The organism is Silicimonas algicola (genome assembly GCF_003148765.1).
Classification (GTDB): domain Bacteria; phylum Pseudomonadota; class Alphaproteobacteria; order Rhodobacterales; family Rhodobacteraceae; genus Silicimonas; species Silicimonas algicola.
The window spans coordinates 451,222-477,459 of record NZ_QGGV01000003.1; the positions used below are offsets into that span (position 1 = coordinate 451,222).

General features: G+C 66.5%; 25 protein-coding genes and 1 pseudogene. 9 read left to right on the forward strand and 17 right to left on the reverse strand.

All coding sequences use genetic code 11. The annotated features are described in order from the left end of the window. The first annotated feature begins 69 nt into the window (after window positions 1-69). The 7 genes from gyrA to gluQRS all read left to right on the forward strand — a co-directional run bounded on the left by gyrA (window position 70) and on the right by gluQRS (window position 7,605). The gene (gene gyrA, locus C8D95_RS09640) at window positions 70-2,808 is read left to right on the forward strand and encodes a DNA gyrase subunit A (RefSeq protein WP_109758953.1); all 2,739 of its coding nucleotides are present in this window, start codon (window positions 70-72) and stop codon (window positions 2,806-2,808) included. A gap of 43 nt (window positions 2,809-2,851) precedes the next feature. Next, window positions 2,852-3,205: a DUF6614 family protein gene (locus tag C8D95_RS09645; RefSeq protein WP_109758954.1), complete on the forward strand. Its 354-nt coding sequence runs from the start codon at window positions 2,852-2,854 to the stop codon at window positions 3,203-3,205. Between the two features lie 109 nt (window positions 3,206-3,314). Next, a complete protein-coding gene (locus tag C8D95_RS09650) occupies window positions 3,315-4,067 on the forward strand; it encodes a hypothetical protein (RefSeq protein WP_126918553.1) in 753 nt (250 codons plus the stop codon). A gap of 227 nt (window positions 4,068-4,294) precedes the next feature. After that, window positions 4,295-4,780, forward strand: coding sequence for a hypothetical protein (locus C8D95_RS09655; protein ID WP_109758956.1), 486 nt, complete (start codon window positions 4,295-4,297; stop codon window positions 4,778-4,780). Between the two features lie 40 nt (window positions 4,781-4,820). Then, on the forward strand, window positions 4,821-6,176 hold the full coding sequence (gene trmFO / locus C8D95_RS09660) for a methylenetetrahydrofolate--tRNA-(uracil(54)-C(5))-methyltransferase (FADH(2)-oxidizing) TrmFO (protein ID WP_109758957.1): 1,356 nt from the start codon (window positions 4,821-4,823) through the stop codon (window positions 6,174-6,176). Further along, window positions 6,173-6,748: a class I SAM-dependent DNA methyltransferase gene (locus C8D95_RS09665; RefSeq protein WP_109758958.1), complete on the forward strand. Its 576-nt coding sequence runs from the start codon at window positions 6,173-6,175 to the stop codon at window positions 6,746-6,748. The genes trmFO and C8D95_RS09665 overlap by 4 nt, the downstream gene beginning before the upstream one ends. Continuing rightward, complete coding sequence (gluQRS, locus tag C8D95_RS09670) at window positions 6,745-7,605, forward strand: tRNA glutamyl-Q(34) synthetase GluQRS (protein WP_109758959.1); 861 nt, start codon at window positions 6,745-6,747, stop codon at window positions 7,603-7,605. The genes C8D95_RS09665 and gluQRS overlap by 4 nt, the downstream gene beginning before the upstream one ends. Window positions 7,606-7,666: 61 nt before the next feature. Here gluQRS and hisI read toward each other — a convergent pair whose 3' ends face one another. Further along, on the reverse strand, window positions 7,667-8,026 hold the full coding sequence (gene hisI / locus C8D95_RS09675) for a phosphoribosyl-AMP cyclohydrolase (RefSeq protein ID WP_109758960.1): 360 nt from the start codon (window positions 8,024-8,026) through the stop codon (window positions 7,667-7,669). 66 nt (window positions 8,027-8,092) lie between these two features. Between hisI and C8D95_RS09680 the strand changes: the two genes are divergently transcribed. Continuing rightward, complete coding sequence (locus C8D95_RS09680; protein WP_109758961.1) at window positions 8,093-8,545, forward strand: iron-sulfur cluster assembly scaffold protein; 453 nt, start codon at window positions 8,093-8,095, stop codon at window positions 8,543-8,545. 175 nt (window positions 8,546-8,720) lie between these two features. On the opposite strand, the gene C8D95_RS22750 is transcribed toward C8D95_RS09680, so the two are convergent. The 5 genes and pseudogenes from C8D95_RS22750 to sciP form a co-directional block, all read right to left on the reverse strand. After that, window positions 8,721-8,849: a hypothetical protein gene (locus C8D95_RS22750; RefSeq protein WP_277601041.1), complete on the reverse strand. Its 129-nt coding sequence runs from the start codon at window positions 8,847-8,849 to the stop codon at window positions 8,721-8,723. Between the two features lie 122 nt (window positions 8,850-8,971). Then, window positions 8,972-11,062, reverse strand: a complete 2,091-nt coding sequence (recG, locus tag C8D95_RS09685; RefSeq protein WP_109758962.1) for an ATP-dependent DNA helicase RecG — start codon at window positions 11,060-11,062, stop codon at window positions 8,972-8,974. Continuing rightward, window positions 11,059-13,194 (reverse strand): NAD-dependent DNA ligase LigA, encoded by a 2,136-nt coding sequence (gene ligA, locus C8D95_RS09690; protein ID WP_109758963.1) that lies wholly within the window; start codon window positions 13,192-13,194, stop codon window positions 11,059-11,061. Before ligA ends, recG begins: the two co-directional genes overlap by 4 nt. 160 nt (window positions 13,195-13,354) lie before the next feature. After that, window positions 13,355-14,072: pseudogene (gene ctrA / locus C8D95_RS09695) on the reverse strand (response regulator transcription factor CtrA). Window positions 14,073-14,163: 91 nt separating this feature from the next. Then, complete coding sequence (gene sciP / locus C8D95_RS09700; protein ID WP_109758964.1) at window positions 14,164-14,442, reverse strand: CtrA inhibitor SciP; 279 nt, start codon at window positions 14,440-14,442, stop codon at window positions 14,164-14,166. Between the two features lie 133 nt (window positions 14,443-14,575). On the opposite strand from sciP, the gene mnmA reads away from it, so the two are divergent. After that, the gene (gene mnmA, locus C8D95_RS09705) at window positions 14,576-15,712 is read left to right on the forward strand and encodes a tRNA 2-thiouridine(34) synthase MnmA (RefSeq protein ID WP_109759029.1); all 1,137 of its coding nucleotides are present in this window, start codon (window positions 14,576-14,578) and stop codon (window positions 15,710-15,712) included. Here mnmA and lpxB read toward each other — a convergent pair. The 11 genes from lpxB to uppS all read right to left on the reverse strand — a co-directional run bounded on the left by lpxB (window position 15,709) and on the right by uppS (window position 26,228). Further along, window positions 15,709-16,875 carry a lipid-A-disaccharide synthase gene (gene lpxB / locus C8D95_RS09710; RefSeq protein WP_164721792.1) on the reverse strand — a complete coding sequence of 389 codons (1,167 nt, stop codon included), beginning with the start codon at window positions 16,873-16,875 and terminating at the stop codon, window positions 15,709-15,711. The two genes, mnmA and lpxB, sit on opposite strands and share 4 nt — an antisense overlap. A 40-nt stretch (window positions 16,876-16,915) precedes the next feature. Next, window positions 16,916-17,701, reverse strand: a complete 786-nt coding sequence (locus C8D95_RS09715) for an LpxI family protein (RefSeq protein WP_109758966.1) — start codon at window positions 17,699-17,701, stop codon at window positions 16,916-16,918. Between the two features lies 1 nt (window position 17,702). After that, window positions 17,703-18,503, reverse strand: a complete 801-nt coding sequence (gene lpxA, locus C8D95_RS09720; RefSeq protein ID WP_109758967.1) for an acyl-ACP--UDP-N-acetylglucosamine O-acyltransferase — start codon at window positions 18,501-18,503, stop codon at window positions 17,703-17,705. After that, complete coding sequence (gene fabZ, locus C8D95_RS09725) at window positions 18,500-18,952, reverse strand: 3-hydroxyacyl-ACP dehydratase FabZ (RefSeq protein WP_109758968.1); 453 nt, start codon at window positions 18,950-18,952, stop codon at window positions 18,500-18,502. Before fabZ ends, lpxA begins: the two co-directional genes overlap by 4 nt. A gap of 67 nt (window positions 18,953-19,019) precedes the next feature. After that, window positions 19,020-19,553, reverse strand: coding sequence for an OmpH/Skp family outer membrane protein (locus C8D95_RS09730; RefSeq protein ID WP_109758969.1), 534 nt, complete (start codon window positions 19,551-19,553; stop codon window positions 19,020-19,022). Between the two features lies 1 nt (window position 19,554). Then, window positions 19,555-21,843 (reverse strand): outer membrane protein assembly factor BamA, encoded by a 2,289-nt coding sequence (bamA, locus tag C8D95_RS09735; RefSeq protein ID WP_109758970.1) that lies wholly within the window; start codon window positions 21,841-21,843, stop codon window positions 19,555-19,557. Window positions 21,844-21,973: 130 nt separating this feature from the next. Further along, the gene (locus tag C8D95_RS22755) at window positions 21,974-22,099 is read right to left on the reverse strand and encodes a hypothetical protein (protein WP_277601042.1); all 126 of its coding nucleotides are present in this window, start codon (window positions 22,097-22,099) and stop codon (window positions 21,974-21,976) included. A 90-nt stretch (window positions 22,100-22,189) separates the two neighbouring features. After that, entirely contained in the window at window positions 22,190-23,533 is a 1,344-nt protein-coding gene (rseP, locus tag C8D95_RS09740) for an RIP metalloprotease RseP (protein WP_109758971.1), read from the reverse strand. A gap of 18 nt (window positions 23,534-23,551) precedes the next feature. Beyond that, window positions 23,552-24,724 (reverse strand): 1-deoxy-D-xylulose-5-phosphate reductoisomerase, encoded by a 1,173-nt coding sequence (gene dxr, locus C8D95_RS09745; RefSeq protein WP_109758972.1) that lies wholly within the window; start codon window positions 24,722-24,724, stop codon window positions 23,552-23,554. Further along, entirely contained in the window at window positions 24,721-25,509 is a 789-nt protein-coding gene (locus C8D95_RS09750) for a phosphatidate cytidylyltransferase (RefSeq protein ID WP_109758973.1), read from the reverse strand. Before C8D95_RS09750 ends, dxr begins: the two co-directional genes overlap by 4 nt. Then, window positions 25,506-26,228 carry a polyprenyl diphosphate synthase gene (uppS, locus tag C8D95_RS09755; RefSeq protein ID WP_109758974.1) on the reverse strand — a complete coding sequence of 241 codons (723 nt, stop codon included), beginning with the start codon at window positions 26,226-26,228 and terminating at the stop codon, window positions 25,506-25,508. The genes C8D95_RS09750 and uppS overlap by 4 nt, the downstream gene beginning before the upstream one ends. Window positions 26,229-26,238: the final 10 nt, after the last annotated feature.

Consider the following 26,238-nt stretch of genomic DNA (forward strand, 5'->3'; position numbering starts at 1 on the left):
CCTATCTGTAGGGGTCTGATACAGTGTCGCCACCCAGATCTTGCGGTGCGATGAAAAAGCGAGCAGCCTGTGAACGACACGCCAGAACCGCCTGAAAACACGGAAGAAACGCCACCGGCGGGTCCGCGTCACCTCGGTCCCACAGTGTCGATCGAGCAGGAGATGAAGACCTCCTACCTCGATTACGCCATGTCGGTCATAGTTTCGCGTGCGATACCCGACCTGCGCGACGGCCTGAAGCCCGTCCACCGCCGCATCCTCTACGCCATGCACGAAAGCGGCAACACCTTCGACAAGCCCTACCGCAAGTCGGCGAGGCCCGTCGGCGACACCATGGGCAAGTACCATCCCCACGGCGACAGCGCGATCTACGACGCCCTCGTGCGCATGGCGCAGCCGTTTTCCATGTCTCTTCCGCTACTTGACGGCCAGGGCAACTTCGGCTCGATGGACGGCGATAACGCCGCCGCCATGCGATATACCGAGGTCCGCATGGCCAAGTCGGCGAGCTATCTTCTCGCCGATATCGACAAGGACACGGTCGATTTCGCCGACAACTATGACGGCAAGGATCAGGAACCCACGGTCCTGCCCGCCCGCTTCCCGAACATGCTGGTCAACGGCGCGGGCGGCATCGCGGTCGGCATGGCCACGAACATCCCGCCCCACAACCTGGGTGAAGTGATCGACGCGACCCTCGCCCTGATCGAGGATCCTGACATCTCGACCGAACGGCTGATCGAGATCGTGCCCGCCCCCGACTTTCCCACGGGCGGCATCATTCTCGGCCGCTCCGGCGCGCGGAAGGCCTATCTCGAAGGCCGCGGCAGCGTCATCATCCGCGCCAAGACCCGGATCGAGGAGGTGCGCAAGGACCGCTTCGCCATCGTCCTCGACGAGATCCCCTACCAAGTGAACAAGGCCGCGATGATCGAGAAGATCGCCGACCTCGTGCGCGAGAAGAAACTCGAGGGCATCTCGGCCATCCAGGACGAGTCCGACCGCGTCGGCGTCCGCGTCGTGATCGAGTTGAAGCGCGACGCCACCCCCGACGTCGTCCTGAACCAGCTCTGGCGCTTCACGCCGATGCAGACGTCCTTCGGCTGCAACATGCTGGCGCTCAACGGCGGCCGTCCCGAGCAACTGATGCTTCGCGATTTCCTGTCGTATTTCATCACCTTCCGCGAGGAAGTTGTCGCCCGCCGTACCGCTTTCGAACTGGGCAAGGCGCGCGACCGCAGCCATATCCTCTGCGGTCTGGCCGTGGCCGTGGCGAACGTGGACGAGGTCGTCGCCACCATCCGCGCCAGCGCCACGCCCGCCGATGCCCGCGAAAAGCTGATGACCAGACGCTGGCCCGCGCACGAAATCGCCCCCTACATCCGGCTGATCGACGACCCGAGCCACCGGATGAACGACGACGGGACCTACAACCTGTCCGATCGCCAGGCCCGCGCCATCCTCGACCTCCAGCTTCAGCGCCTGACCCAGCTTGGCGTCAAGACCATCACCGACGAGCTCGAGGAGCTGGCGGCGAAGATCAAGGACTACCTCGACATCCTGTCCTCCCGCGCCCGCATCATGTCGATCATCTCGGACGAGCTGCGCGAGGTGCGCGAGCTTTTCGCCGTCCCCCGCCGCTCCGAGATCGTTGACTGGGCCGGCGACATGGAGGACGAGGACCTCATCGAGCGTGAGGACATGGTCGTCACCATCACCCAGGGCGGCTACATCAAGCGTACGGCCCTCGCCGAGTTCCGCAGCCAGAAGCGTGGCGGCAAAGGCCTGTCCGGCGGCGCGCTGAAGGAAGACGACGTCGTCACCACGCTCTTCGTGGCGAACACGCATACCCAGCTTCTGTTCTTCACCACCGACGGGATGGTCTACAAGCTGAAGACCTGGCGCCTGCCGCTTGGCGGCCGCACTTCGCGCGGGAAGGCCATCGTCAACATCCTGCCCATTCCCACGGGCGTCTCGATCGCGGCGATCATGCCCGTGGACGCGCCCGAGGAGGATTGGGAATCGCTCCACATCTTCTTCGCCACCTCCGAAGGCGGCGTCCGGCGCAACGCGCTGTCGGACTTCACCAACGTCATGCGTAACGGCAAGATCGCGATGCGTCTGCCGGATGAGGTATCGCTCGTAAACGCCCGGATTTGCACCGAAGAAGACGACATCATGCTCGTGACCGCACTGGGACGCGCGATCCGCTTCCCGACGACCGAGGTCCGCGTCTTCAAGGGCCGCGACTCGAGCGGGGTGCGGGGCATCCGGCTGGCCGACGGCGACCGCGTCGTGTCGATGTCCGTCATCCGCCACTTCGAGGCCGACCCCGCCGAACGCGCCGCATACCTCAAGCAGCGCCGTCTCATGGCAGGCGTGGTCGAGGAGGAATCCGAGGCCGATGAGGACGAGGAGGCCGTCGCCGAGGGCCAGCTTTCGCCCTCGCGCTATGCCGAGATGTCCGAGGCCGAGAACCTTGTCCTGACGATCACCGCGAAAGGCGCGGGCAAGATCTCCTCCAGCCACGACTACCCCGTGCGGGGCCGTGGCGGCCAAGGCGTCATGGCGATGGACCGCGCGATGCGGGGCGGCCCGCTCGTCGCCTCGTTCCCAGTCGAAATGGGCGACCAGATCATGCTCGCCACCTCGACGGGCCAGTCCATCCGCGTGCCGGTCGAGGGCATTTCGTTCCGGTCGCGCACCGCGGGCGGCGTGAAGGTCTTCGACACCGCGAAGGGCGAAGAGGTCGTCTCGGTCGCCTGGATCGCCGAGGCGGACGACGCGGGCGACATCGAGGAAGCCTAGGCGTTTACCTCCCGGAAACGCCTGTCGTGCTAGTCGCAGGTGCATGAACCTGTACCACTGCATGATCGAGCTGAAGCGCGACGCTCAGGCCCTCGCTTTCGCCTCCGCCACCGAACACTGGCTTTCCGGCCTCGCCTCGCGCGGCCTGATCGGCGAATGGAAGCTCTTTCGCCGCAAGTTCGGCCTCGCCTCGGCGCAGCACAGCGACATGATCCTCACGATCGAGGTTGAGGATATGGCGCAGCTCGAATCCGCCTTCCGATCCCTCGCCGATGCCGGTTCGCCGGCCGACCAGAAATACTACGATCTCATGCACGACATGATCGGGCAGCTTGCGGTGGGCCTCTACCGCCCATATCCCGACCCGACACAAAGGGAGTCCGTCGCGCTCGTCTGACAGTGCATCAAGACACTCCGTTAACCATCTGTTCGGATTTACACTTACCGGACTCATTCAGATTTGAGATAAATCTCCACGGGTTGGGGCCTGGACGTGGAGAGAGTGGATGCGCACGTATCTAGTTGCCTTGTTGATCGGTTTGTCTTGCCCCGCTGCGCAGGCGCAAAGCTCCCTCGGGATCACCGGCGCCGAATTCAGCCTTGGCATGGTCCAGGACGAAAGCGGGTCGGCGCGTTCCCGGGCTTCGGCGACCGTCGATGTGGCGGTCACGGGGGTCCACGGCTTCCAGGGCGACCTGTCCTTCGACGACACGGCGTCGGGCGGGATCGGCGGTGTTGCCGCCCACCTCTACATGGCGCCGCGCAATGGCCAGAAGTATGGCCTATTCGCCGCGCTGTCGGATGTGGACGGCCGGTCCATGATGTGGGGCTCTCTGGGCGCCGAAGGGATGCTCGCCCTGTCTCAGGACACCTCGCTCGAAGTCCGGGCCGGCTTCGGCGTAGCGGACGCCGATGACCTCGACTTCATCTTCGGCGGTGTCGGATTGGCGCACGAGCTGACGCCCGAAATCACGCTCGCGGGCCGTCTCGACGTCGCCGACTTCGACGAAGCCGCCTTTCGAGCGACGGCCTGGGACGCGGGCTTGACGGCCACTTGGTCGCCCAGCAACGGCCCCTGGGGTCTTCAGGCCGGCGTCACCCGCTCCGGTCTCGCTGGCCGCGACGGGGTCGCAGGCGAGACGCGTATATCCTTCGGCGTCACGCTCTCGCTCGGCACGGCAGGCGGCGCATCACCCGCGACGCGCCCCTTCGGCCGCACCGATCCGGTGGCGCCCCTTCTCCGCCGCAAGCTTTGGTGACATCCGGGCCTCGTGCCCGGCACCAGACAGCGGCTGCGCCCTCCCGAACGGAGGGCATTGCCGCATTTGTGCCTAATTGATGCAACAAAGATAATCTGTTTCCGCCGGAGAAACGCCGTCATTAACCACTTCTCTCTAGCCTGGGATGGCCTTTGTATTTTGGCCTCCGTTCGATTTTCGCCCACTCGTCGGGCGACGCCATCTGGGACAGACGCGGGGATATCGGAATGAGGGACCTGACCGGCAACGGCACGGCTGCGGCGCATGTGACGCGCATCCTGATCGTCTCGTACTTCGTCGCGCTGGCCATCGGACTTGTCGAAGGCGCCGATCTGACACGACTTGTCACCCCTTTCCTCGACGAAATCCCGGCACGTCACGTCAGCCGACTGATCGTCCTGACGCTCTGCGCGCTGGTCGTCTTCGGTCTCTACCGCCGGGCCGCGGCACTGGTCCTGGCCATCATCCTGTTCTGGACCAGCTATCTCAGCCTTTTCTCGCATGGCGAAGTGGGAGGCTTCTGGCGCGACCTGGCCCTTATCGGCGGCCTTCTGATGTCGGCCCGCGTCGGTGTCCACGACCGCGCCGCCGACGTGATCGACACACCGTCGGAAGCTGCATCGAACCACAGCAACTCTGAATGGGTGGCGATCAAGCCGCGTGCCACCGTGACGCGCTTCCGCGAAGACCTGAACCTCGCCAGGATCGACTGACGCCCTTTCCAAACCGGGCGCCGGGGTCTAAATCGCCCTCATGTCCGAACCTCTTCATATCGTCGGCGGTGGCCTTGCCGGGTCGGAAGCCGCCTGGCAAGCGGCCGAGCGCGGCGTTCGCGTGATCCTGCACGAGATGCGCCCCAAGGTCGGCACCTTTGCGCACCGCACGGGCGACTTCGCCGAAATGGTCTGCTCGAACTCATTTCGCTCGGACGACGACGAGCAGAACGCAGTGGGCCTCCTCCATTGGGAGATGCGGCAGGCCGGCGGCCTGATCATGCGGATGGGCGACCGGCACAGCCTGCCCGCAGGCGGCGCGCTGGCCGTGGATCGCGATGCCTTCTCGGCCGGTGTGACCGAGGCGATCCGCTCGCACCCTAATATATCAGTGGTGGACGAAGAGGTGACGGACCTTCCGCGCGTCGGCCACTGGATCTTCGCCACCGGTCCCCTGACCTCGCCCGCCCTCGCCAGCTCGATCCAGGCCGAGACCGGCGAAGGAAGCCTCGCCTTCTTCGACGCCATCGCCCCCATCGTCCATGCCGAAACCATCGACATGGACGTGGCCTGGGCCCAGTCCCGCTACGACAAGGGCGAAACCGAAGACGACCGCACCGCCTATCTGAACTGTCCGATGACACGGGATCAGTACGAGGCCTTCATCGACGCGCTGCTGTCGGCAGAGAAGACCGAATTCCACGAGGGCGAGACCGCAGGTTACTTCGACGGCTGCCTTCCGATCGAGGTCATGGCCGAACGCGGTCGCGAGACGCTGCGCCACGGCCCCATGAAGCCGGTCGGCCTGACCGACGCGCACAACCGCGACGTCAAGCCCTACGCCGTGGTGCAGCTTCGCCGAGACAACAAGCTCGGCACGCTGTGGAACATCGTCGGCTTTCAGACCAAGATGAAATACGGCGCGCAAACCGATGTTTTTCGGATGATTCCCGGCCTTGAGAACGCATCGTTCGCACGCCTTGGCGGCATCCATCGCAACACGTTTCTGAACGCGCCTAGGCTTCTGGATGCAAACCTGCGCCTCCGCTCGCTACCGTCGGTTCGCTTCGCGGGACAGGTCACGGGCGTCGAAGGCTATATCGAGAGCGCGGCCATGGGCCTTTTGGCCGGTCGGCTTGCGACGGCCGAGATGACGGGAAAGGCGCTTCCGACCCTGCCGCCGACGACGGCCATGGGCGCGCTTCTTCACCACATCACAGGCGGCGCGGATGCCAAGACGTTCCAGCCGATGAACGTCAACTTCGGGCTGTTTCCCCCGATCGACGCGAAGGGAGGGAGACGCGGGCGGCGCGAGCGCTACAAGGCCTACACGGATCGCGCCAAGGCGGATTGGCTGGCCTGGCTGGACGCTCCCGTCCTGCGAGCTGCGGAATGATCGAAGACACACGCGCGACCTATGCGGCATGGGCCGACACCTACGACGCCGACGTCAGCGCCCTGGGCTATGCCGCGCCCGCCCGGGTCGCCCTGGCGTTGAGACGAGCGGGCGCGAATCCGGACAAGCCGCTTCTGGACTTCGGATGTGGGACGGGGCTTTCCGGCCTGGCCTTCAAGGCGGCGGGCTTCGCACAGATCGATGGTACGGATCTGTCGTCCGAGATGCTGGCTCAGGCCCGGCAAAAAGGTATCTACCAGCATCTCTGGGAAGCAGAGCCGAACACCCTGGGTCACGTCAAGCGTGGCGCCTATCCCCTTATCTCGGCTGTCTCTTCTATCGGACAAGGCGAGGCACCGCCGAGGACGTTAGACCTCCTCCTCGACATCCTCGCGCCGGGCGGTCTCCTTGCCTTCACCCTCGACGAGGACGCGCTGGCCGACCGGGCCTACTCCGACCGTCTCGATATCGCGGTCCTCGCCCCCGACATCGAGGTCGTCCTCGACGAAGACGGGCCGCACCTGTCGGCGAAAGGCGTTCGCTCCACGGTTTTCGTCCTGCGCCGGACATGAGGCTGCGCACTCGTTTCGCGCCGTCGCCCACAGGGCCCCTTCATCTCGGCCACGCCTATTCGGCGATCCTTGCGCATGACATGGCGCGGGCGGCGGGCGGAGACTTCGTTCTGCGCATCGAGGATATCGACCGGAGCCGGTCGCGGGCCGAGTGGGAAGACCTGATATACAAGGATCTCAGCTGGCTCGGGCTGTCGTGGGAGACCCCGGTGGTGCGACAGTCAGAGCGTCTACACCTTTACCGTCAGACTCTTCAATCGCTCTGGAATGAAGACCTGCTCTTCGCCTGCACCTGCAACCGGCGCGACATCCTCGAGGCAGCATCGGCCCCGAACGAGAGCGAGCCTGCCGTCGGCCCGGACGGCATCGTCTATCCCGGCACCTGCCGCGACCGGAAGAGCTTCGGCGATCCAGTCATGCCCACGAACACGGCCCTTCGCCTGGACATGGCGAAAGCAATAGATGACCGCCCCGCCACTTTCGAGGAAACCGGGCGCGGCCCCGAAGGAGAGTCAGGCCGGATCGACATCCACCCGATTGCCCTGCCGGGCGAGATCGGCGACGTGGTCCTCGCCCGCCGCGACATGGGAACGAGCTATCACCTGTCGGTGGTGGTCGACGACGCCGACCAGGGCATCACGCATGTGGTCCGCGGTCAGGACCTGTTCGAGGCGACGAAGATCCACGTCGTCCTGCAAGACATCCTCAGCCTGCCCCGACCCGAGTACCACCACCACCGGCTGATCCGCGACGAGGCCGGCAAGCGCCTGGCGAAGCGCGACGACGCGCGCTCGATCCAAAGCTACCGCGACGCCGGCGCCACGCCTGACGACATCCGCCGAATGGTCGGGCTCTGACTTTCCTCTGTCCTGAAATGCTCTGGGGGTGAGGCCGCAGGGCGCAAGGGGGCAGAGCCCCCTATGCCACCGGCCTCATCAATTCGACCTCGGATCCGTCGCGCACCGCTGTATAGAAACAGCTTTGCCGGTTCGTGTGACAGGCGGGTCCCTCCTGCCGCACGATCAGCAGCAGGCAATCCCGGTCGCAATCGACACGGAGGTCGACCAGCGTCTGGACGTGGCCCGAGGTTTCGCCCTTCACCCAGAATGCCTGCCGCGACCGCGACCAGTAGGTGACGCGCCCCGTCTCAAGCGTGCGCGCCACCGCCTCGGCATTCATCCAGGCCATCATCAGGACAAGGCCCGTTCCCTCCTCCTGCGCGATGGCGGGCATCAGGCCACGGTCGTCGAAACAAAGCGTGGAGGGATCGAAGGCCATCGGCAGAACCTTTCCTTGGAAGCCGGCTGCGCCTATTTATGGGGTGAACTGTGCGAAGGAAAGCCGATGGCCGACACCGATCTCGTCAAGCTCTACTCGGGGCGGATCCTCGAACTGGCGGCGGACATCCCGCACAGCGACCGGCTGAACGCGCCCGACGCGACGGTCAAGCGGCGCTCGCCACTCTGCGGATCGACGGTGACGGTGGACGTGGAGCTCGAGGACGGGCAGATCGCGCGTTTCGGCCAGGACGTGAAGGCCTGCGCGCTAGGCCAAGCCTCGGCCTCTGTCCTGGGCCGCGTGGTCATCGGCCGCACGAAGGCCGAGATCGAGCGCGCCCGCGACCAATTGCGCGCGATGCTGTCCGATGGGGGACCGGTGCCGGACGCACCCTTCGAGGGCTATGAGGTGCTGGAGCCCGCGCGCGATTTCCGCAATCGCCACGCGTCGATCCTGCTCGCCCTCGAAGCGACTGCCGAAGCGGTGTCCGAGGCCGAGACGCGCGCCGACTGCGCCTGATCCGTCCGACAAAAAACCGCCGCACATCCGGGCGGATGGCGGCGGTCAGTGGCGTATCTGGTGTTCGGGCCGGTCGGGTCCGGGACAGGGACCACGATCGAGGGACAGTTCGCAAACCGTTTGGGACAGGATGCGGGACCGGCCGTCCAGACCGCAGGCAGTCAGAGGCGTGAGGTCAGAAAAGGCCCGGCGCGGACAGGCCGACGAAGGCGATGACGGCAAGGGCTGCCACACCAGCGAAATCGCGCGGCAGGGTGGCAGCATTGCGTGAGAAGGTCGCTCTCAATTCATTCATCTCGGTCATTCCCTGTGTCAGGCAAAACGGCGGGCGGGCCGTCGGTGTTGCCATCTTGTTCTCAAATTTTGAGAAACATGTAAAGAACTTTTTAAGAACATTCGCGAACGAGTGGTTAACGCGAGCACCTGCTACCCGACCGAGATCATGCCGATCGCCTTGTCTTGCTCCATCAGCCAGAGAAGCACGCGCACCGCACGCCCCCGCTCGGACGTCAGGTCGGGATCGACGGAAATGAGCCGCCGCGCATCGCCGTTCGCGACCGCCATCAGCGCCGCCTGACGCTCCAGGTCCGCGATTCGGAACCGCGGCAGGCCCGACTGCGCCGTGCCGAGGACATCGCCTGCGCCGCGCATGACGAGATCCTCCTCGGCGATGCGAAAGCCGTCCTCGGTCTCGCGCAGGATCTCGAGACGGCGACGTGCGCTTTCGGTCAGGGGCGTCTGGTACAACAGAAGGCAGGTCGATTTCTCGGAGCCGCGCCCGACCCTTCCGCGAAGCTGATGCAACTGGGCCAGACCGAAACCCTCGGCGCCTTCGATGACCATGATCGAGGCGTTCGGCACGTCGACCCCGACCTCGATGACGGTGGTCGCCACCAGCACACGCGTTCTGCCCGCCACGAAGTCCGCCATCGCCGCGTCCTTGTCGCGAGGCGGCATCTGCCCGTGGACAAGGCCCACGACATCCTCCCCAAGTGCCGCGCGCAGGCGTTTGAAGCGCTCCTCGGCCGCGGTCTTCTCCAGCGTCTCGCTTTCGTCGACAAGCGGACAGACCCAATAGGCCTGCCGTCCTTCGGCCACGGCGGCGCGAAGGTGGCCCACGACCTCGTCCATCCGTCCCGAAGAGATCAGGGCGGTCGCAACCGGCGTTCGGCCCGGAGGTTTCTCGTCGAGGATCGAGACGTCCATGTCGCCGTAGTTCGCGAGGCTGAGCGAGCGCGGAATCGGCGTCGCCGTCATCACGAGGACATCGACGCGCTCGCCCTTGCGGCCAAGCTCCATCCGCTGCGCCACGCCAAAGCGGTGCTGTTCATCGACGACGGCAAGGCGCAGGTCGCGGAACTCCACGTCCGCCTGGAACACGGCGTGGGTGCCGACGAGGATGTGGATGTCGCCCTTCGCCAGCGCCGAAAGCTTGGCCGCACGCTCACTTCCCTTGTCGCGGCCGGTCAGAAGCTCGACCACCACGCCGGCAGCCTCGGCCAGCGGCTTGAGGCCCGAAAGATGCTGGCGGGCGAGGATTTCGGTCGGGGCCATCATAACGCCCTGCCCGCCTGCCTCGACCGCGACCAGAAGCGCCATCAGCGCCACCAGCGTCTTGCCCGCGCCGACATCGCCCTGAAGCAGCCGGTTCATCCGGCGGTCCGATCCCATGTCGTCCGCCACCTCGCGGATAGCCCGCTCCTGCGCCGAGGTGGGGCTGTAGGGCAAGGCGGCCAGGACGCGGGATTGCAGACGTCCGGTCGCGACCGAGGGTCGACCGGCGCGGGTGCGGCGCCGCGCCCGGACAAGCGCCAGCGTCACCTGGTGCGCGAAAAGCTCGTCGTAGGCCAGGCGCTGCCTCGCGGGTGCCGAGGCGGCGATGTCGGCGGACCCCTGCGGCGCATGCGCGGCCGCCACTGCCTCACGCCAGGATGGCCAGCCCTCGCGCCGGACAAGCTCGGGGTCGATCCACTCGGCCAGGTCCGGCGCGCGCGTCACGGCTGCCTGCGCGGCCTTCGCCATCACCTTGAGCGTGACGCCCTGTGTCAGAGGATAGACCGGCTCGAACGCCGGCAGGTCGCCCGCCTCGGAGGGCAGAAGGACGTGATCGGGATGGACGATCTGTGCGACCCCGTCGAACACCTCGGCCCGGCCCGACACGAGGCGGCGCGACCCGACAGGCAAGGTGCGCTGCAGCCAGTCGCCCTTGGCATGGAAGAAGACGAGCTGGAACGACGTCTGCGCATCGGCCACGTCGATGCGGGTGGGCTTGCCGCGCGCGCGCGCCGGATGGTGCCGTTCGACGGTGACCTCGGTCGTGACCGTCGCGGGCAAGGGCACGCCCATGATGGTGTCGCGGAACGACCGATCGACGCCCGAGACAGGCAGCGTGAAGAGAAGATCGCGCGGCGTCGCGACCTGAAGCGCCGACATGGCCTTGGCGGTCTTGGCGCCGACGCCCGGCAGCGTCTCGAGCTCGGCGAAGAGCGGGAACAGGACTTCGGGGCGGCGGCTCATGCGTCGGCGATGAGGGCGAGCCAGCCATCCTCGTCGATGGTCTCGATCCCAAGCTCGACCGCCTTCTTTGCCTTCGACCCCGCCCCCGGTCCTGCGACGAGGAGATCGGTCTTGGCCGAGACGCTGCCCGCGACCTTGGCGCCCAGGGATTCGGCCCGCGCCTTGGCCTCGGCCCGCGTCATCTTTTCGAGCGTGCCGGTGAAGACGACGGTCTTGCCGGCAACGGGGCTGTCGGTCGCCCGGGCGGCGGGGGCCTCGATGGTCAGATGAGCGGCCAGCCGGTCGATCAAGGCGCGTTCCTCGGCCTGCGCCAGCGTCGTCACCAGCGACCGCGTCAGGGTCTGGCCGACCCCGTCGATCGACAGGAACTCCGACCAGGCAGGGCTCTTCGCCAGAGCGTCTCGCCCCTCGGCCTCGGCCGCAGGCTCGGACGCCGCGGTGTCGGCCGTCTGGGCGAGCGTCGGCCAGTCATGGAAGTGTCGGGCCAGGTCCTTGGCCGCGACCTCGCCCAGGTGCCTTATGCCAAGGCTGAAGAGGAAGCGCTCGAAGGCCACGGTGCGGCGCGCGTCGATGGCGTCGAGAAGGTTCTCGGCGGACTTCTCGCCCCAGCCTTCCCGCTCGCGCAACTCGACGCCCTTCCGGTCGCGCAGGGTGAATATGTCGGCGGGCTCGGCAATCCAGCCGTCCTCGAAAAACTGTTCGACCTGCTTGGCGCCCAGCCCCTCGATGTCGAAGGCCGAGCGGCCGACCATGTGGCGCAGCCTTTCGACCGCCTGCGCGGGGCAGATCAGCCCGCCCGTGCAGCGGCGCACGGCGTCGCCGTCCTCGCGGATTGCATCCGACCCGCAGCGGGGGCAGACCGTGGGAAATTCGTAGGGGGTCGCGTCCTTCGGCCGCTTCGCCACGTCGACGTCGGCGACCTTCGGAATCACGTCGCCGGCGCGATAGACCTGCACCCAGTCGCCTTCGCGGATGTCCTTGCCGTCACGAATAGGCGTGCCGTCGGCGCTCCGCCCGGCGATGTAATCCTCGTTGTGAAGCGTCGCGTTCGACACCACGACGCCACCCACGGTCACCGGCGTCAGGCGCGCCACCGGAGACAGGGCGCCCGTCCGCCCGACCTGGATCTCGATCTTCTCGAGCCGGGTCCAGGCCAGCTCGGCCGGGAATTTGTGCGCGATGGCCCACCTTGGTGTGGTCGAACGGAAGCCGAGGCGAGACTGGAGGGCGAGGTCGTTGACCTTGTAGACAACCCCGTCGATGTCGTAGCCGAGCGTCGCGCGCTTTTCCTCGATCAGGCGATACTGCTCCAGCATCTCGTCCGGCCCGTCGCAGAGACGCATCATGTCGTTTGTGACGAACCCGAGCGTCGCCAGACGGTCGATGGCGCCCTTCTGGGTGTCGGCGAGAGGCTGCGAGAGGCTGCCCCAGCCGTAGGCATAGAACCGGAGCGGCCGCGCCGCGGTGATCTTCGGGTCAAGCTGGCGCAGAGATCCGGCAGCGGCGTTGCGCGGGTTGGCGAAGGTCTTGCCGCCCGCCTCTTCCTGCCGCGTGTTGAGCGCGGCGAAGTCAGCGTGGCTCATGTAGACCTCGCCCCGGACCTCGAGGACATCTGGAGCGTCTTTCAATGTCGCGGGGATGTCGTCGATGGTGCGCGCATTGACCGTCACGTTCTCGCCCGTCGCGCCGTCGCCCCGCGTGGCGGCCGAGATCAGCGCGCCGCCTTCATAGCGTAGCGACAGCGACAGCCCGTCGATCTTGGGTTCGGCGACGTAGGCGAGGCTCGCATCCGCGGAAAGGCCCAGATACTTGCGCACCGAGCGGTCGAACTCGGTGACCTCTTCATCCTCGAAGGCGTTGCCCAGAGACAGCATCGGGATCGAGTGGGTGACCTTCTGAAAGCCCTCGGACGGCGCCGCGCCGACCTGGTCGGACGGAGAATCCCCGCGCTTCAGGTCCGGAAAGGCAGACTCGATCTCGGCATTGCGGCGCTTCAGCGCGTCGTAGTCCGCGTCGGATATCTCGGGCGCGTCCTTGGCGTGATAGGCCTCGTTCGCGCGCGCGATCTCGCGGGCAAGCCGGGCAAGCTCAGCGCCCGCCTCAGCGGGCGAAAGGGAGGATACGTCTTTCATGCCGCCGGCGAACCTCGGGTGGGACCTATACCCCCATGGATAAAAAGCCCGGCACGTCGCGTCCAGCCCTGGCGACGCGCCGCGGCCCGTCTGTGAGGCCATAAAGGAAGGGCCGCCTTCCGTATCGAGCGGAATGCGGCCCTTCAGGCAGGGAGGAGGTTCAGGCCGAGGCGCGGAGGGCGTCGCGTCTCAGGCTTACGGGTTCGGGGTCGCGCAGGACATAGCCCCGTCCCCAAACCGTCTCGATGTAGTTGTCGCCGCCGGTCGCGATGGACAGCTTCTTGCGGAGTTTGCAGATGAAGACGTCGATGATCTTCAACTCCGGCTCGTCCATTCCGCCGTAGAGATGGTTGAGGAACATCTCTTTCGTCAGCGTCGTGCCCTTTGCGGAGCGAAAGCAGCTCCAGCATCTGGTATTCCTTGCCCGTCAGGTTGACCGTCTTGCCTTCGGATTCGACCGTCTTGGCATCGAGGTTGACGGCGACCTTGCCGGTCTGGATCACCGACTGCGCATGTCCCTTCGAGCGGCGGATGATGGCGTGGATGCGGGCAACGAGTTCTTCACGATGGAAAGGCTTCGTGAGGTAGTCGTCGGCGCCGAAACCGAAGCCCTTGATCTTGCTTTCCGTATCGTCCGACCCGGTGAGAATGAGGATCGGCGTTTCCACGCGGGCCATCCGAAGCTGGCGCAGCACCTCGTGCCCGTCCATGTCGGGCAGGCCGAGGTCGAGCAGAATCAGGTCGTAGTCGTAGAGCTTGGCGAGGTCGATCCCCTCTTCACCCAGGTCCGTCGCATAGACGTTGAGGTTCGCATGGGTCAGCATCAGCTCGATGCTGCGCGAGGTCGTCGGATCGTCTTCAACCAAGAGAACACGCATAGTCACAATCTCCGCAGGCTTGCCATTCGGGGATACATTGGAGCCAAAAGATTAACTGGCGGTTACCCCCGACGAAAGCTAGCACTACACGCTATGGTTGTCTATACCGCTGCAAACTCGTGGCTTTCAAGGCGGCCTCTCCGTGTCGCTCAACTGCAACGTGCCACGCGTCCAGCTCTTCCTCAGACAGGTGATAGGTGTCCAGCGCCTCGGCCCGGGTGATAAGGCCATGAGCGATTGCGCGCACGACCGCCGCCTTTCGGCTGGCGACCCACCTGCGGGTTTCGACGTCCGGCAGGTCGGCGCGGGTCATCACCCTGCCGTCCGGCAGGGTCACCGCCCTTGGTCCTTTCACCTTCTTGAGATACATGGCCGCGTCGTTCCGGGATTGTCACGGCGACCTTTGCCCGGGCTGGCTTAATCTTGGGTGAAGGCCCGACCTTGTGATTTCCGCCAATTTTTCCCATATTCTTCGCGATCTTCCCTTCGCTTCCGGTGACGCCATGCTCGACCGAGCCTCCAGCCTCAATTCCCTGGGCTTCCCCAAGCCGCCTGCCGAGACGCGGGTGGTGGTGGCGATGTCGGGCGGCGTCGACAGCTCGGTCGTCGCGGCCGAACTCGCCCGCGAGGGTTATGATGTCGTCGGCGTGACGCTCCAGCTCTACGACCACGGTGCGGCGCTTGCGAAGAAGGGTGCCTGCTGCGCGGGCATCGACATCCACGACGCGCGCCGCGTGGCCGAGGAGATGGGGTTCCCGCACTACGTCCTCGACTACGAGAACATCTTCCGCGACGCGGTGATCGACGAATTCGCCGACAGCTACCTCGCGGGTGCGACGCCCGTGCCCTGCATCCGCTGCAACGAACGGGTGAAGTTCAAGGATCTGCTGATGACGGCGAAGGATCTCGACGCCGACTGCATGGCGACGGGACACTACATCCAGCGCCGCGTCGGCGCGTCGGGGCCCGAGTTGCACCGGGCGGCCGATGCCGCGCGCGACCAGTCCTATTTCCTGTTCTCGACCACGCCGGAACAGCTCGCCTTCCTTCGCTTTCCCCTCGGCCACCTGTCGTCGAAGGCCGAGACGCGGGCGCTTGCCGCGACGCACGGTCTGACGGTCGCCGACAAGCCCGACAGCCAGGACATCTGCTTCGTCCCGGACGGCAACTATGCCGCGCTGATCGAGAAACTGCGCCCCGGCGCCGCAGAACCGGGCGAGATCGTCCACGCCGATGGCCGGATCCTGGGAGAGCACAGGGGCGTCATCCACTACACCATCGGACAGCGCCGGGGCCTTGGCATCGGCGGGCTGGACGAGCCGCTCTACGTGGTCAAGCTCGACGTCGACGGCCGCCGAGTGGTCGTCGGGCCGAAAGACCTGCTGGCGACCCGGACGATCGCGGTGCGCGAGGTCAACTGGCTGGGCGACGCTCCCTTCGACAGCCGTTCCGAGTGGCCGCTCACGGTCAAGATCCGCTCGACCAAGGCGCCTGTGGAAGCGGTCGTGCGGCCGCTCTCGGCGACCGAGGCCCAGGTCGAGCTTCTGTCGCCCGAGGAAGGGGTTTCGCCAGGTCAGGCCTGCGTCTTCTACGAGCCGGACGGCACCCGCGTCTTCGGCGGCGGCTGGATTTCGCGCTAGGCGGGCAGTCCCAGACCGTCGAGAACCGCGCGCGCAGCGCGCAGACCCGGAGGCTCGCCGCCCTTTCCGAGCTTGTCCATCGTCTCGTTCATCGCCGCGACCTGCGCCGCCCGCGCCGCACCGTCCGTGAGAAGCGCTGCCAGCGCCGCCCCGACTGGCTCCGGTCGGCACGCGGGGCCGAGGAATTCGGGCACGACCTTTCGACCGGTGACGAGATTGACCAAGGTGACGGTGTCGATCAGGGCCATCCGCGACATGATCTGCCACGAGATCCAGTTCATGTCGTACGCCACGACCATTGGCGTCCCGGCGGCGGCCAGTTCGAGACTGACGGTCCCGCTCGCCGCAAGCGCTGCATCCGAGGCGCGGAAGGCCGCGCGCTTGACGGCGTCGGCCGCGGGATCTTTGCGCGAATCGAGAACCACCGGCGCGCCCGGCCAGTCCCTGACGGCCTCAATCACCTGCGCCGCGACGGATCGGGCGGCGGGAACGACCACCCGGGCCTCCGGTTGCGCCGCGAGAACGTGACGCAAGGCCTCGCCGAAGACGGGCGTCAGCCGCCCGACCTCGGCTCGCCGCGATCCGGGCAGGACGAGGACGAGGGGCGCGTCGCCAAGGCCCGACGCCTCGCGGAAGGCGCGGGCCTCCTTCTCGGTCGCCACCGGCTCGGCGACGACGGGATGGCCGACGAAGTCGCAGCGCATCCCTGCGGCCTCCATGTAGGGCGGCTCGAACGGCAGAAGCGCCAGAACCTGGTCGATGTGACGCGCCATCTTCGCCGCGCGACCCGGACGCCAGGCCCAGACGGATGGCGCGACATAGTGGACGGTGCGGATCGGAGCGGCGGACTTGACCAGCCGCGCGAGGCGCAGCGAGAAGTCGGGCGCGTCGATGGTGACAAGCGCGTCGGGCGCGACGTCCAGGCAATCGCGCGCCGCCTCGTTCAGCCGACGGCGCAATGCGGGGTACTTCGGCAAGATCTCGGCGATCCCCATGACGCTGAGATCGTCCATCGGGAACAGGCTTTCCATCCCCGCGGCCTGCATCAGAGGACCGGCCACGCCGCGGAGTTCCAGGTCCGGGTGCAGCGCCTTCAGCCCCGCGATCAGCGCCGCGCCGAGCTTGTCGCCCGACGCCTCGCCCGCCAGAAGCCAGAGCTTCAGGGGCATGTGGGACAATGCGTATTTGCGAAGATATGAAGCATCAGCCGCGCACCCAGAGAAAGAGCCCGGCCTTGTCGGCGGCGCGCGTCACGCGGTCGAGGCCGAGGACCATCACCTCGTCCCTCGCGACCACGATGCCATCGAGACCGGCGCGCTTGGCCGCGGTGACGGTATCCGTTCCGATCATCGGCAGATCGACGCGCCGGTCCTGACCGGGCTTCGCGGCCTTGTAGATAAGGCCGCCTCCCCCGTCGGGCCGGTGCCGCAGCGAGGCGAGCATCCAGTCGGTGCCGAAGACGCCCTCGACCGCCAGCGCCTGCCCGGACAGCACAGCCACGGCCTGCCCGATGTCGAGGTCGCCCATGCCCGCGACGATGGCGGCGGCGCGCTCGGCGTCGGCCTCGTTGGTGGGGTCCGGCCGTCGTGCGGTGGGAACGCCTGCGTCGGGCAGAAGGGCCGGCAGGATCTCGTGGGCCGCGCGGATGGTGAAGCCGGCCTCCTCGAAGATCGACAGAACCGCACGCAAGGCGCCATCGTCCCCCTGGCCGAGCGCCGCCAGGATGCGTGGCACAAGCGGCTGCGTCGCGGCATCGATCCGTGCGGGATCGACGTCGGGCCGCCGGATACCGCCTGCGAAGCACACCTCGGTCACGCCGAGTGCGCGCATCTCTTCGATGAGCGTGCCCAGTTCCTCGATCCGGAAGCGGCGGTCGGGCACCAGGAAATCAGGATCGAACCCCTCGGGCGAGGCGATGAAGGGCAAGTCTTCGAGGCTATCCACGAGAACCGCCGGCAACTTGCCCCGCCCCGCGATCAGCGCAAGCACCTCAGCGCTCCGGCGTCAGGAAGTGGCGGTCGCTGTCGGCGAGGATGAAATCGACGATCTCGCGGACATAAGCGCTGGCGGTCTCGTCCCTCAGCCGCCGCGCGCGGTCGGCGAAGGCGCCCTCGCCCTGTGCCAACATCTGGAAGGCGGCGCGAAGTGCCGTGATGTCCTCGCGCGACACGCCTTTGCGCTTGAGCCCCACGAGGTTCAGCCCGTCGAGTTGCCCGCGCGGGCCCTGCACGAGGCCATAGGGAATGACGTCGTTCGTGACCATCGTGACCGCGCCGATGATGGCACCCCGCCCGATCCGCACCCACTGGTGGATGCCCGAGAGGCCGCCGATGATGACGTCGTCCTCGATCACGCAGTGGCCGGCGATGGCGCCCTGGTTCGCGACGATGACCCTGTCGCCGACGATGGCGTCGTGAGCGACATGGGCGCCGGTCATGAAGAGGCAGTCGTCACCGACGCGCGTCAGACCGCCGCCGCCCTCGGTGCCGGTATTCATCGTGACACCTTCGCGGATGCGGTTGCGCTTGCCGATGACAAGCCGCGTGGCCTCGCCCTTGAATTTAAGGTCCTGAGGGATCTCGCCGATCACCGCGCCGGGGAAGATCGCCGTCTCGTCGCCTACGTCGGTATCGCCGGTGACGACGGCATGGCTCTTGACGACAACGCCCGCGCCAAGGCGCACCCTTGCGCCGATGAGAGAGAACGGCCCGACGGTCGTGCCGGGACCGATGTGAGCACCGTCTTCCACGACGGCCGAAGGGTGCACGCGGGCAGTGGCGTCGATGCTCACTTCGGAAGGTCCATCATCGCGGTGAACTCGGCCTCGCAGGCGACCTCGCCCTCGACGGTGGCGACACCGCGGAACTTCCACACCTTGCCGCCGCCGCGCAGGGTCTCGACCTTCATGCGAAGCGTGTCGCCGGGACCGACCTTGCGGCGGAACTTTGCGCTGTCGATGGCCATGAAGTAGACGCCGAACTTCTTGTCCGCCAGATCGAGACCGACGCCCGCGACGACCGCTGCCGTCTGCGCCATCGCCTCGACCATGTAGACGCCGGGAAACACCGGCATTCCGGGGAAATGCCCGGTGAACTGCGGCTCGTTCATGGTGACGTTCTTGATGCCCACGCCCGAGGCGGTTCCGTCGATCTCGACCACCCGGTCGACAAGCAGGAACGGGTAGCGGTGCGGTATGATCCGCTGGATCAACTCGATGTCGGCGGTCTTCAGATCGCTCATGGGGATGGTCCCTTTTTTCCAGCGGTATCAAGCGGGGCGGCTCGCGGCAAGCGCGGGCTCACTCGGCCTACTTGCCCTCGGCGGCGTTCACCCGACGGATCGCCTCGTCGGTGATGTCGATGGAATCGGCCGACAGAAACACGTCGCGCCGGTCGAGAACTACCAGCGCTCCCTTCTCGCGGACGATCTCGGAGATGATGACCGCCACATCGCGGAAGAAGACCGAGCGCGCCTCGTCCCGCGTCCGCGTCAGGTCACGCGCCTTCTGGTCCTGCTCGTCCCGGATGCGCTGGACGCGCTCGTCGAACTCGTTGGCAAGGTCGCGGAAGGCCTCGGCCTCGAGATCGGCGCGCTGCTCGGTCAGGCGACGCTCCTCGGCGATCAACTCGCCCTCGATGCGCTGGTTCTCGGCCGCGAGCGCCTGCGCCTCGGCCTCGAGCCCGGCGAGAGTGTCGGCACCGAGCTTGGTCTCGGAAAACAGCCGGTCCTGGTCGATCGTCAGCACCCCCGCCTGCACCGGGGGAACGCCCGTCTCCTGCGGCCGGGCCGCCGTGACAGGTCCCAGGGCGAGAAGGACCGCGAGCCAGAGCGCGCGGCCCATCCTAGAACTGGGTCGAGATCGTGAGGTCGAAGCTTTTCTCGACATCGAGGTCGTTCTTCTGGATCGGCTTGGCGAAGTTCATCTTCAGCGGTCCGATCGGCGTCGTCCAGTACAGCGAGAAACCGACGGCCGAGCGCAGCTCGAAACTGTCGTCCACCGTCGCGACGCCGGCCGTGTCGTCGAGACCCCAGAGCGAGGCGAAGTCGGCGAAGACACCGCCCGACAGCCCGTACTCTTCGGGCAGGCCGAGCGGGAAGTCGGCCTCGAACCGGAGAGACGCAAAGTTGTTGCCGCCGAGCACTTCGGGTTCCGCCGCACCCGTGTCGCGCGGTCCGACCTCACGCGAGGCGAAGCCGCGAAGCTGGCGCGAGTTCAGGAAATAGCGGTCCGTGACGCGCGTGCCGCCGTCGCCGATGGAGCTGATCGTGCCGCCTTCGAAGATCGCGCGGAGGGTGACCTCCTCGTTCAGGAAATCGCGCTGTGCGACCCCCCTGACCGAACTCTTGACGTATTCCACGTCGCCGCCCAGGCCCGCAAACTCTTGCCCGAAGGACACGCGGACGCCCCGGTTCGGGTTCAGGCCGCCCCTGAGGAGGTCGAGCGTGTAGTCATAGCCGAGGGACGACCGGAAGAGGTCTCCTTCCTCGGCCTGGATGATGGGCGACGCATCTGTCGAGACGTCGACGATCTCCTCCCTGGCGGCCTCGTATCTCAGCGTCAGGCGACCGTTCTCGCTGACCGGGAACGACAGGCTGGGCGAGATGCTGGCGACCGTCGTGTCATAGGTGGCGTTGTCGTAGTCCGACGTGATGTAGGCGAGGCGCAGCCCGAAGGTCAGGTCGCGGCCGAGGAACGCCGGTTCGGCGAAGCTGAACGTCGAACGCGAGTTCTCGGTGCCGCTTTCGAGGTTGAACGACAGGCTCTGCCCCCGCCCGAGGAAGTTCCGCTCGGAAAAGCCGATCAGCAGCGCAAAGCCGGACTCGTCGTTGAAGCTGCCGCCGAAGGACAGCGATCCCGTCGCCTGCTCCTCGACGTTGACGTCCACCACGACCTGGTCGGCGGACGAGCCTTCGCGCGTCTCGACATCGGCGTTCGAGAAGAAACCGAGGGCGCGGATGCGCTCGGCGGCGTTGCGGATCTCGCGCGGGTTGAAGGGATCGCCCTCGACGGTGTCGAACTGCCGCCGGATCACGCGGTCGAGCGTCGTGCGGTTGCCCTCGATGTCGATGCGCTCCACGAAGACGCGGGGACCGCGGACCAGCGCGAACTCGACATTCAGCGACAGGTCGCGGTCGTTGCGGGTCACGCGGGGATCGACGCGCAGGAAGTCGAAACCGTCCTGAAGCGCCTTACGCTCGAGCCGGGCGATGTTCTCGTCGATCAGCGACGGCGACCAGGTCTGTCCGGGCCGGATGCGAAGCGCGCGGCGGTAGGCCTCGACGTTCAGGTTGGCGTATTCGCTCGACACCGAGACCTGGCCCACGTCGAAGCTCTGCCCCTCGCGGACGTTGAAGGTGATGAAGGTCGCGTCACGTTCGCGCGACAGCTCGCTCGCCACGTTCAGCACCTGGAAGTCGACGTAGCCGCGCGAGCGGTAGAAGTCGGTCAGAAGCTGGCGGTCGAAGTCGATCCGTTCGGGGACATAGGTGTCGCGGCCGATGATCGTACGCAGGAAACCGGCCTGCTTGGTGTCGATGACGCGGCGCAGGCGGCGGTCCGAGAAATCGCGATTGCCGACGAAGCTGATGCGCTCGTTCTCGACGGGACGGCCCTCACCGATCTCGAAGATCAGGTCGACGCGGTTGTCCGAGCGCCGGATGATCTTGGGCGTGACCGTGGCCGACAGCCGCGCGGCGGCGTTATAGGCGTCGGCGATGGCGGCGGCGTCGGTCGCGGCGGCCTGGGGCGAATAGACCCGGCGCGGGGTCGAGGTCACGACGGGCAGAAGCGCCTCGTCGGTGATGCGCTCATTGCCCTCGATGCTGATGCGGTTGATCGTCGGACGCTCGACCACGGTCACGACGAGACCCGAGCCGGTGGTCTGCACGTCCGCGGTCTCGAACAGGCCCGAACCCATGATCCGCTGGAGGCCGTCGTTGATCTGTCCATCGGTGGCGCTTGCGCCCGGCTGAATGCCAAGAAGGCTGACGATGGTGCTGTCGGGAATGCGCTGGTTGCCGTCGACCTGGACCGCGCCGACCCTGACCTGCGCCTGTGCCGCAAGACCCGCGACCGCGACCGCAAGTCCGAGACACGCCGCCCTCACGCCGTTCGATGCCACCCTGACCATCCGCCCTGCCCCGCCTGTTCCTGTTTGAAACGTGAGTAGTCGGATTCTGAGGGCCTGTCAAAAGCCCGACGCCGCCCCGTGAGGGCGGCGTCGCTGGTCGTGTGTGTGTGCGGTGGCGTAGGGTCGGGCGTCAGGACGTGCCGAAATAGGCACCCAGCCAGAGTGCGGCGCCAAGCGCCGTCAGGACGAACAGACGGTCGAGGTTGAGTTCGACCAGAAGTTCGAAGCCTTGGTATCCCCTCTGGATCGTTTTCATCGGCTTGCTCCGCCAATCGTGTGCTGTGCAGGTTAACGCCTAGGCACGAAATGTGACTGGATTGGGGCAGGTGAGGGACGTTCCTGTGGCTTACAGGATAAATCTGCACCAAATGTCGTTTCCGAAGGCGAAGACCATCAGCGACAGCACGAGGAACAGCCCGATCCCCATCATCACGTTCATCGCCCGATCCGGCGGCGGGTGCCCCGTCAGCGCCTCCCAGGCGTGGAACACGAGGTGACCGCCGTCGAGGACCGGCACCGGGATCAGGTTCATGAACCCCACGGCGGCCGAGATCACCGCGATGAAGAAGATGAAGTCCGAGACCCCCTTCGCGGCAACTTCGCCCGAGGTCTTTGCGATGGTGATGGGACCCGAGACGGCGCAGGTCGAGATATCCTGGTTGATGACGCTCCAGATGCCCTGGACGCTCATGTCCACCACGAACCACAGGCGCTCGGCGCCATACCCCATGGCTTCGATCACACCGGGGGTCTCGGTCTCGAAGTCAATGACGGCCCCACCGTGCATCCCGATCAGGTAGCGCGTCTCGAACCCGCCGTCCGGCGCGGGTGTGTCCCGCCTCTGTGGAGTGACCGACAAGGTCAGCGTCTCGCCGTTGCGCCAGATGCCGAGGTTCAGCGGCTTGCCCTCGGAATTGCGCGTGGCGTCGTTCAACTCCTGGAAATCCGCTATGGTGGTTCCGTTGACCGACACGACAACATCGCCCGGTTCCATCCCGGCGGCAGCGGCTGCGCTGTCCGGCGAGAAATCCGAAGCGATCGGTGGCGTCAGCCACGGCCCTTCGACGACGATCTCCTGCCCGTCACGCAGAACGGTGTAGTCGAGGCTGGGGCTCGGCTCGATCTCGTCGGCGGCGGCGTTCATCTGTTCGGCCGTGGCGGCGGGAACGCCCTCGATGGCAACCAGCGTGTCGCCGGGAGCAAGCCCCTCGACAGCGGCGGGATGAGGCTTCACCTCCGAGACGACGAGCGGCTCCTTCTGGATGCCGAAGTACAGAACGAACGCGGTGAAGATCAGGAACGACAGGATGAAGTTGAAGGCGGGCCCCGCGAACACCGTCGCCGCCCGCGCCCAGAGGGGGGCGCCGTGCATGGTGTGGCGCCGTTCTTCCGGCGTCAGCTCGGCCAGCACGTCGGGGTCGGCCTTGTCGGAAGCCGCACTCTTGTCGCCAAGGAACTTGACGTAACCGCCAAAGGGCAGCGCCGCGATCTGCCAGCGCGTGCCGTGCTTGTCGACCCGAGACGCCAGCACCGGCCCGAAGCCGAGCGAGAACACCTCGGCCTTGATGCCCGACCAGCGGCCGACGATGTAGTGGCCGTATTCGTGGATGGCGATGATGACGGACAGGGCGACGACGAAAGCCACCAGCGTGAAGGCCAGGTTTCCGAAGACCGGGATCAGGGAGTCCATGCCTGCGCGTTCTCTCTCTCAGCTCTGCAAGGCGTTAATCGCCTCTTCGGCCCGGATACGGGCCGCCTTGTCTGCCTCGCGGACAGTGTCGAGGTCAACTGCGGCGCTGTCGAGGCCCTGCGCTGACATAATTTCGATCACGCGGGATACAACGTCCGCCATGTCGGTGAAACGGATCCGCTCGTCGAGGAACGCGTCGAGCGCGGCTTCCTTCGAGGCGTTGAAGGCGGCCCCCGCAAGCCCGCCGATCCGCATGACCTCCCGCGCGAGGCCAAGCGCGGGATAGCGCGCCTCCTCGGGATCGCGGAACGTCAGGCTGCCGATCTTCGCGAGATTCAGTCTCTCGACAGGCAATTCCGCCCGGTCGGGAAAGCTGAGGGCGTAGCCGATGGCGTGACGCATGTCAGGGGGGCCCACATGGGCGATGAGCGCGCCGTCGCGGTGGCCGACAAGGGCGTGGACCAGGCTTTCGGGATGGACGATGACCTCGATCCTGTCAGGGTCTATGCCGAAAAACTCTTTTGTCTCTATGACTTCCAGCGCCTTGTTGAACATGCTGGCGCTGTCGACCGTGATCCGCTGGCCCATGTCCCAGTTCGGATGCGTCGCCGCCTGCTCGGGCGTCGCCTCCGCCAGCCGCTCGATCGGCCAGTCGCGGAAGGCCCCGCCCGAGGCGGTGATGATGATGCGTTCGACTGTTTCGGGCCGTTCGCCGCGGAGCGCCTGGAAGATCGCCGAATGCTCGCTGTCGACGGGCAGGATCGTCGCCCCGTGTCGCGCGGCGGTCCGTAGAAGAAGCGGCCCCGCCGTCACGAGGCTTTCCTTGTTGGCCAGCGCCAGCGTCGTCCCCTGCTCGAGCGCCTTCAGACCGGGCGGCAACCCCGCCGCGCCCACAATGGCCGACATGATCCAGTCCGCTGGTCGCGCGGCCGCCTCGCAAATCGCCGCTTCGCCCGCCGCCGCCTCGACACCGGAGCCCGCCAGCGCCTCGCGCAGAGCAGGCAGGCAGTCTTCATGCGCAGTGACGGCGACCTCGGCCCGCAGCTCCCGTGCGTCGCGCGCCAGTGCCGCGATGTTCCGGCCCCCGGTCAAGGCCACTACGCGATAGTCGTCCGGCGCGCGGCGGATCAGGTCGAGCGTGTTCGCCCCGATCGAGCCGGTCGCCCCGAAGACCGAAACGCGACGGGTCATCTGATGCCGAAGGGGAAGTTGATGATCTGGCTGATGAGCAGAAGGAACAGCGCGGCGCCAAGCATGGAGTCGAACCGGTCGAACAACCCGCCATGCCCCGGCAGGATGTTCGAGCTGTCCTTGACGTCGAAGCGGCGTTTCAGCGCACTTTCCGCGACATCGCCCAATTGTCCCGCTATGGCGATCGCGACCGAGACGCCGATGATCTCGCCGCTCGCACGGCCGTCGATGACGTAGGCGAGGCCCACCCCCGCCGCCCCGACCCAGCCCGCCACGGTCCCCGCCCATGTCTTCTTCGGGCTGACGCGCGGCCAGAACTTGGGTCCGCCGATCAAGCGGCCAGCGAAATAGCCCAGGATGTCCGACGCGATGACGCAGAGAGCCAGCCACGCCATCCAGACGAAGCCGTGGTCGTCCCGCAGGAAGACAAGGCCATAACCCGCGAAGAGGATCGCCGACGTGAAGAGGGCATAGGTCAGGCGATGACGCTCGAGCTGCGCGATGCCGATGAGGACAGGGGCGAAGACGAAGGGAAGCGCATAGCCTGCGGGCAGGTTGACGAGCAGGAGAAGCGCCAGCGAGGCCAGCCCGCCGAGCGACAGCGCCAGCGTCCCTGCCCCGATCATCCGCGCCACTTCCCACACCAGAACCCCGGCCACGACCGAGACGAGAAGGTGGAACGGCACTCCGCCCAGCCACATGAGGTAAAGCCCGACGACCGAGACGATGCCGCCCGAGATCAGGCGCTGCGACAGATCATGCCACTTGCCCCCGGCAGAGGTCATCCGGGCACGGCTCCGTACCGTCGCTCCCGGCGCGTGAAGCTGGCAAGGATGCGTCCGAACTCGTCCCGCGTGAAATCGGGCCAGAGCGTGTCCACGAACTCGTATTCGGAATAGGCCGACTGCCAGAGAAGGAAGTTGGAAATCCGCGCCTCTCCGCTCGTCCGGATGACGAGGTCGGGATCGGGCAGGACATAGGTGTCGAGGTATCGCGCCAGGGTTTCGGCGTCGACGGCTTCGGGGTCGATGCGCCCCGCCTTGACCTCGCGGGCGAGACGCTTGGTGGCGCGCGCCACCTCGTCGCGGCCGCCGTAATTCAGCGCGATGGTCAGATGGACCGTATCGTTGTGGCAGGTCAGAAGCTCGAGCTCGTCCATCAGCGCGACGAGCGTCTCGTCCAGCTTGATGCGGTCGCCGATGAAACGGACGCGGACGCCGGCGTCGACCAATTCCTTGGTCTCGCTCATCAGGTAGCGCTTGAAGAGCTTCATCAGCCCCGAAACTTCGGACTGAGTGCGCTTCCAGTTCTCGGTGGAGAAAGCGAAGATCGTCAGGTACTTGACCGCGAAGTCGGGGCAGGCCTCGACGATTTCGCGGACGCGGCGCGCCCCGGCATGGTGGCCGAAAAGGCGTGGCTTGCCACGTTTCTGGGCCCACCTCCCGTTGCCATCCATGATGATCGCAACATGCGCGGGGCTTGCCCGGTCTGTATTCTTGCCCAAGTCGGTTCTC